We start from the raw sequence: 6,505 nt of genomic DNA, 5'->3' as shown, positions 1-6,505 counted from the left end.
TTTCAGTTTTGACTTGTTCAATGAGTGTATTCATTACTTACCTCCAAATATGGGATAACCCCAAGGTAAGTGTGGCTCAAATGGTCAGAATAGGATCTCCGCGTAGCGGCTTAGTTCAACAGCTTTATCAGAGGACACTTTCCTCTTTTTATGAGCAATGTATGTCCCCTTAATTGTTTTTCATATTAATAACAAATCCTGTAACACATTGCCAGCTTTAAACTTTAAGTCAGGCTGTTCTTTTATTAAAATGCAGAAAAGAGGAAAACGTCCTCATTTCTTGACTTAGGAAGAAAAACGCCAATACTGTATATAAATACAGCTAATTGAGATTTAAAATGAAAACTAAATCCCCTTTTCTTAATAGTATTATCAACTATATGTATAGCCATCACTATGCTAAAAAATCTATTGAAACTTATGTATTTTGGATTACTGCCTATATCCATTTTCATAATAAGCGGCACCCTACCAGTATGGGCAACAATGAAGTAGAAATATTTTTAAATCACTTAACAGTTACTAAAAAAGTGGCAGTGAGAACACAAGCAACCGCTTTAAACGCACTTGCTTTTTTATATAAACATATTATTAAGAATGAGCTTTCATTAGATTTAAATTTCATTAAAAGTAACCGTCAGCAGAAACTTCCTGTCGTACTTACACAAACTGAGGTATCGCTATTTTTTAGAAATATAAATAAACGACATTATTTGATAGCAAGCCTGCTATATGGAAGTGGTTTACGGCTGATGGAAGCAGTAAAAATAAGAGTTCATGATATTGACTTCGACTATAAAAACATACGTATTTGGAACGGAAAGGGTAATAAAAATCGTATTGTGACACTTGCTGAAGAATTAATACCAATGCTAAGAAATCAAATAATTCAAGTTGATGAATATTTACAGTTAGATTTAAAAAATGATGCGTACGCCGGTGTATGGATGCCTTATCGACTTAGTAAAAAATACCCAAGCGCTAATAAGTCATTACAATGGCAGTTTCTGTTCCCATCACATAAATTAAGTACAGACCCTGAAACAGGAGAAATAAGACGCCATCACTTAGATCATTCAGGGGTAAGAAAGGCAGTTAAACTGTCTTCAACAAAAGCTGGAATTAATAAACACGTTACACCACATACTTTACGCCACTCTTTCGCTACGCATTTGCTGCAAAGCGGCGCTGATATCCGCACAGTACAAACACAGCTAGGTCATAGTGATGTGCGTACTACACAAATATATACCCATGTACTACAACAAGGTGCCAACGGTGTTATTAGCCCTTTTTCAAGATTATAAATATCTCAGTAACAAGGCAAAAATTTAGTTATATTGTTTGTCTATATGAGAAGTTTTTAACGAAGTTAATTAGAACGCTAAAATGTTCTACGTTTTAATCCAGAGGGTATCCTACCCATGTTTTACAACAAAATGCCAACGCCGTCATCAGCCCTTTTTCAAGTTTATAAATCTCCCCGATTTAAAACAAAAAAGCACAACCCAAAGAGCTATGCTTTTAAATCAACCTTAATCTAGCTCGGTTTACAAACGAATACCCCCGTCTATTTCAACCACGCGACCGGTAAAAAAGTCGTTTTCGATTATGTATTGTGCAGTATGGGCAATTTCGTCGCTTTCGCCTAAGCGCCCTACTGGCGTTACTGCGAGCATACGCTGTTTGGCTTCGGGCTTCATGGCGTCGGTCATGGCGGTGCTTATAACACCTGGTGCAATAGCGCCTACACGTATACCAAAGCGGCCAAGTTCTTTAGCCCATGTGGTGGTAAGTGCCACTACGCCAGCTTTTGATGCAGCGTAATTTGTTTGGCCTATGTTACCTGCGCGCGCTACGCTCGACATATTAACTATTACGCCGCCTTTGCCTGATTCAATCATGTGGCTTGCAGCTTCGCGCCCTGCTAAAAACACACCGGTCAGGTTTACATCAATCACTGATTGAAATTGCTCAAGAGACATTTTTTTAACGACTTTGCCGTCTTTAGCCTTAATAAACATGCCATCGCGTAAAATACCAGCGTTGTTTATAAGCACACCAATGTGGCCAAAATCGCTGTTAATAGTATTAAATACGTTCTCTACTTCGCTCTCATTTGTTACGTTTGCGGCATAGCCTTTAATATTGCTAGTTACACCTTCAAGCTGTGTTAATTGCATGAGTTGCTCGCATACGGTGTTTAATAAGTCTTGTGCCATATCTATTAAAGCAATGTTAGCGCCCATAAGAGCGAACTTTTGCGCCATTGCAAAGCCTAAGCCTTGTGCGCCACCGGTTATTACTACCGTGTTATTTTTAATTTCCACGCGTTGCTCCTACTTTGAAAACAGTTTAAAAATGGCACTAAAGTCATCACTACCCGCACCTTGGTGTTGTAGCATAGTGTATAAATTTTTAGCCATTGACCCCATAGGGGTTGATGAATTACTTTGCTGCGCGGCTTCCATGGCAAGGCCTAAATCTTTAGCCATTAAATCAACCATAAAGCCTGGTTTGTAATCGTTACTTGCAGGGGCTGTATCCATTACACCTGGGCAAGGGTTGTAAAGTTCAAGCGTCCAGTTACGGCCCGAACTTGCGGTCATAATGTCGCTAAGTACTTTAGGATCGAGGCCGTTATTTATACCCATTTGCAGTGCTTCGCTGGTGCCTGCCATTAAAATACTGAGTAGCATGTTATTACATATTTTTGCTACTTGCCCTGCGCCAATATCGCCTGCATGAAATATGTTTTTACCCATATCACTAAGCACTGTATTTGCTTTATCAAACGCGGCTTTTTCGCCGCCAACAATAAAAGTAAGTGTGCCTGCTGTTGCACCTGCAACGCCGCCCGATACCGGTGCATCTACAAAGCTAATGCCCTGCTCGCCAAGTGTACTGCCTACAATAAGTGCTGATTCTGCATCTATTGTTGAGCAATCAATTACTAATGTATTGTTGCTCAGCACGTTAATTAAACCGCTGTCGTCATTATTACCTAAGTAAAGCGACTTAACATGTTTGCCCGCTGGTAACATACTAATAAGTACGTCAGCATTGGTTGCGCACTGCTTTGCATCAACTGCTGCTTTTGCGCCTTTGCTTGCAAGTTCATTTACGACCGACTGGTTTAAATCGAACACACTCACAGTATGTCCAGCTTTAATTAAGTTAGCCGCCATTGGGCCGCCCATATTGCCTAAGCCAATAAAACCGATATTGAGTTTAGTCATCGTCTTTCCTTTATTTGTGTATTGGCGTGTCTAAGCCATCGAGTGGATGGTTTTCGCCAAAGCGGTTAACAAAAAAGCTCTCTATTATTGTTTGTGGGACATCACTAAGTGTTTTGTATTGCCAATTTGGCGCGCCGTCTTTATCTATTAATAGCGCTCTTACGCCTTCTTGAAACTCGCCTACTTCGCCAGCGCGAACCGACATACCCAGCTCCATTTTAAAACACGTTAATAAGCTTTTGCCTTTACTTGTTTTTAATTGCTCACTTACAAGTGCGCAACTTAGTGGGCATCCGTGTTTAAGTGACTTTTGGGCGCGTTGTAGCCATTTATCGTCAGTGGTTAGCCCTAAAATATAATTAACCTGCTCCTGTAAGGTTTTAAACTCACCCAGCTTTTGAATCGTTTTTAGGTTAGCTTTTACGTTGCCTTTAGGCATACGCGCCGACTGGTTATCTAAATCGGTGAGTAAATCGGTTAAACGCTCATGATTTAAGCTTGCAGTTTTGCCCCACTTAGCAGTTAAAATTTGTCCAAGCATGGAATCAAATTTATTACTATCGATGAAGTGATCGGCAAGTGATACAAAACGTGCGTCGTCGCAATTAATAGAGGCCGACGTTAGCCCTAAAAATAACCCGACGTTTTGTGGCATTTTATGTAAAAAGTAACTCCCGCCTACATCTGGGTATAAACCTATGGTTTGCTCTGGCATGGCAATGCGAGATGTTTCGGTTACAACGCGGTGGCTAGCACCGGCCATTAGCCCTAAACCGCCGCCCATCACTATGCCGTTACCCCAAACAAGGATTGGTTTATCAAAGGTATGAATAAGGTAATCAAGCGTGTACTCTAGAGTAAAAAACTCTTCAACTAGGCTTGTTGATTTACCTTGCGCCATCGCACGATGAAGGCTCACAACATCGCCACCGGCACAAAATGCTTTATCGCCTGCGCCTTTTAACAACACCATTGCAATAGCATCATCGTCTTGCCAAGCTCGCAATTGCGGTTCAAGTAATTTGATCATCTCAAAATTAAGCGCATTTAATGCTTTTGGTGCGTTAAGTGTAATAAGCCCTATTAAACTGCCATTTTCTGCGGTTGCAGTTTCAAATACTACGGGCTCATCAGCGCTATTTAATACTGTTAAAGCACTCATTAGCCGTTTACCCAGTTAGCGCGGCGTTTTTCTAAAAAGGCATTTACACCTTCTTGTTGATCTTCGGTATCAAATAAACCAACAAATAACTCGCGCTCAAGAGGCAATACACTTGCCATTGGTTGATGGCGCCCTTTTTGAATCAATGTTTTACACGCAGCTACCGAGGTAGGGCTTTGATCGGCCACTTGGTTGGCAAGTTTTAATGCCGCCGCAAAGCTTTCACCTTGTGGTACTACTTCTTCCACTAATCCAATTTGCAGGGCTTTATCAGCTTTTAAGCGCTCGCCGCATAAAATCATGCGTTTTGCCCAGCCTTCGCCAACTAGCCATGCTAAATTTTGTGTGCCACCCGCACACGGTAATAACCCAACTTTAGCTTCAGGGAGCGCCATTTGTGCTTGCTCTTCCGCAATACGTATATCGCACGCAAGAGCGACTTCTAGCCCGCCGCCCATTGCATAGCCGTTTATGGCTGCAACCGACACGCCTCTAAAATTACTAAGCGCTTCAAATGCTTCACCAAATACACGCGACATATCAGCGGCTACGCCTTTATCGCCACCAGCAAATACGTTTAGGTCGGCACCCGCGCTAAAAAACTTCTCGCCTTCACCAGTCAGTACTAATGCATAAATATTTTTATTATTATTAAGCGCGTTAACGGTATTTTTTAAATCAACTAAGGTGTCTTTTGTCCAGGTGTTTGCTGGCGGGTTAGACATAGTTAAAATAGCAACATGACCTTCGGTTGTTAGTTCAATACACGGATTAGATTTAGATTCTGACATACATTGCTCCTTATAAAACGTCACTTGCTGACTCAGCTAAAATTCGACGCGCAATAATTACACGCATAATTTCGTTAGTGCCTTCTAAAATTTGATGAACGCGTACATCGCGTACATGGCGCTCAAGCGGGTATTCTTTTATGTAACCGTAACCACCATGAATTTGCAGTGCGTCGTTACACACGGTAAAGCCAACATCGGTAGCAAAACGCTTAGCCATGGCGCAGTAAGTGGTTTTTTCAACGTCGTTATTATCAAGTTTAAATGCAGCAAGCCTAACCATTTGGCGTGCGGCTACAAGTTCGGTGTTCATATCGGCAATTTTAAATTGCAACGCTTGAAACGCAGCCAATGGTTTACCAAATTGCGTGCGTTCTTTTAAATATTCACGGGCGGTATTAAGCGCCGCTTGCGCTGTACCAATTGAACATGTGGCAATGTTAATTCGACCGCCATCAAGGCCTTGCATCGCAAATTTAAAGCCTTCGCCCTCTGCGCCTAATAAGTTATGCGCCGGAATGCGCACATCTTCAAAGCTAATTAGGCGTGTAGGTTGTGCGTTCCAACCCATTTTTTCCTCAGCTTTGCCGTATTCAACGCCTTTTGCGTCGGCAGGCACTACAAATGCCGAAATACCCGCTGCGCCTTCGCCGCCTGTACGTGCCATTACCACTAATACTTCGGTTTCGCCAGCGCCCGATATAAACATTTTTGAGCCGTTAATAACGTACTCATCGCCCTCAAGCACAGCTTTTGTTTTAAGTGATGCGGCATCTGAGCCAGAGCCTGGCTCTGTTAAACAGTAAGAGGCAAGTAGCTCGCCCATTACTAATTGCTCTACGTATTTGTCTTTAACTGCATCGGTACCAAAACTTGCTACCATCCACGTGGCCATATTATGAATGGTCAACATGGCCGTGGTTGCTGTACAGCCCATAGCAAGCTGTTCAAAAATAATGCTCGAATCTAAACGAGATAAGCCAAGGCCGCCGGCTTCCTCTGGCGTGTATAAACCGCAAAAACCAAGCTCGCCTGCTGCTTTAATCGTGTCTTTAGGAAAAATATGTTCGCGGTCCCACTTTGCTGCATAAGGTGCGAGTTCTGACTCGGCAAATTGTCGTGCTGTTTGCGCAAAGGCTTGTTGATCTTCTGATAAATTAAAGTCCATGGTAGAGACCTCTTTAGTTGTGTGTTTGTTGTTGTGTGTCGTTTTCCCATTACAGGAATAGTTAGTGATGAGCGGCGAAGACTTATGTGTGTTGTGTGTGAAGTAGCCTTCGCGCCCATCTTTATTATTAGTTATTTAGTTATTC

General features: G+C 42.0%; 6 protein-coding genes. 1 reads left to right on the top strand and 5 read right to left on the bottom strand.

Features of this window, described 5'->3' with window-relative positions:
* The first annotated feature begins 338 nt into the window (after positions 1-338).
* The gene (locus I6F47_RS12510) at positions 339-1,307 is read left to right on the top strand and encodes an integron integrase (protein WP_197183956.1); all 969 of its coding nucleotides are present in this window, start codon (positions 339-341) and stop codon (positions 1,305-1,307) included.
* A gap of 243 nt (positions 1,308-1,550) precedes the next feature.
* On the opposite strand, the gene I6F47_RS12505 is transcribed toward I6F47_RS12510, so the two are convergent.
* From I6F47_RS12505 to I6F47_RS12485, 5 genes are read right to left on the bottom strand one after another with little or no spacing between them, the layout of a single operon-like run.
* Positions 1,551-2,330 carry an SDR family oxidoreductase gene (locus tag I6F47_RS12505; RefSeq protein WP_165721573.1) on the bottom strand — a complete coding sequence of 260 codons (780 nt, stop codon included), beginning with the start codon at positions 2,328-2,330 and terminating at the stop codon, positions 1,551-1,553.
* Between the two features lie 9 nt (positions 2,331-2,339).
* The gene (gene mmsB / locus I6F47_RS12500) at positions 2,340-3,239 is read right to left on the bottom strand and encodes a 3-hydroxyisobutyrate dehydrogenase (protein ID WP_165721572.1); all 900 of its coding nucleotides are present in this window, start codon (positions 3,237-3,239) and stop codon (positions 2,340-2,342) included.
* Between the two features lie 10 nt (positions 3,240-3,249).
* Positions 3,250-4,401 carry an enoyl-CoA hydratase/isomerase family protein gene (locus tag I6F47_RS12495; RefSeq protein ID WP_197183955.1) on the bottom strand — a complete coding sequence of 384 codons (1,152 nt, stop codon included), beginning with the start codon at positions 4,399-4,401 and terminating at the stop codon, positions 3,250-3,252.
* Positions 4,401-5,192, bottom strand: a complete 792-nt coding sequence (locus tag I6F47_RS12490; protein ID WP_197183954.1) for an enoyl-CoA hydratase — start codon at positions 5,190-5,192, stop codon at positions 4,401-4,403. The genes I6F47_RS12495 and I6F47_RS12490 overlap by 1 nt, the downstream gene beginning before the upstream one ends.
* Positions 5,193-5,202: 10 nt before the next feature.
* Complete coding sequence (locus I6F47_RS12485; RefSeq protein ID WP_010552837.1) at positions 5,203-6,360, bottom strand: acyl-CoA dehydrogenase family protein; 1,158 nt, start codon at positions 6,358-6,360, stop codon at positions 5,203-5,205.
* Positions 6,361-6,505: the final 145 nt, after the last annotated feature.

Source organism: Pseudoalteromonas sp. NZS37 (assembly GCF_015864265.1).
In the GTDB taxonomy this organism is placed as follows: domain Bacteria; phylum Pseudomonadota; class Gammaproteobacteria; order Enterobacterales; family Alteromonadaceae; genus Pseudoalteromonas; species Pseudoalteromonas arctica.
This window is presented reverse-complemented; position numbering and strand designations above follow the sequence as displayed.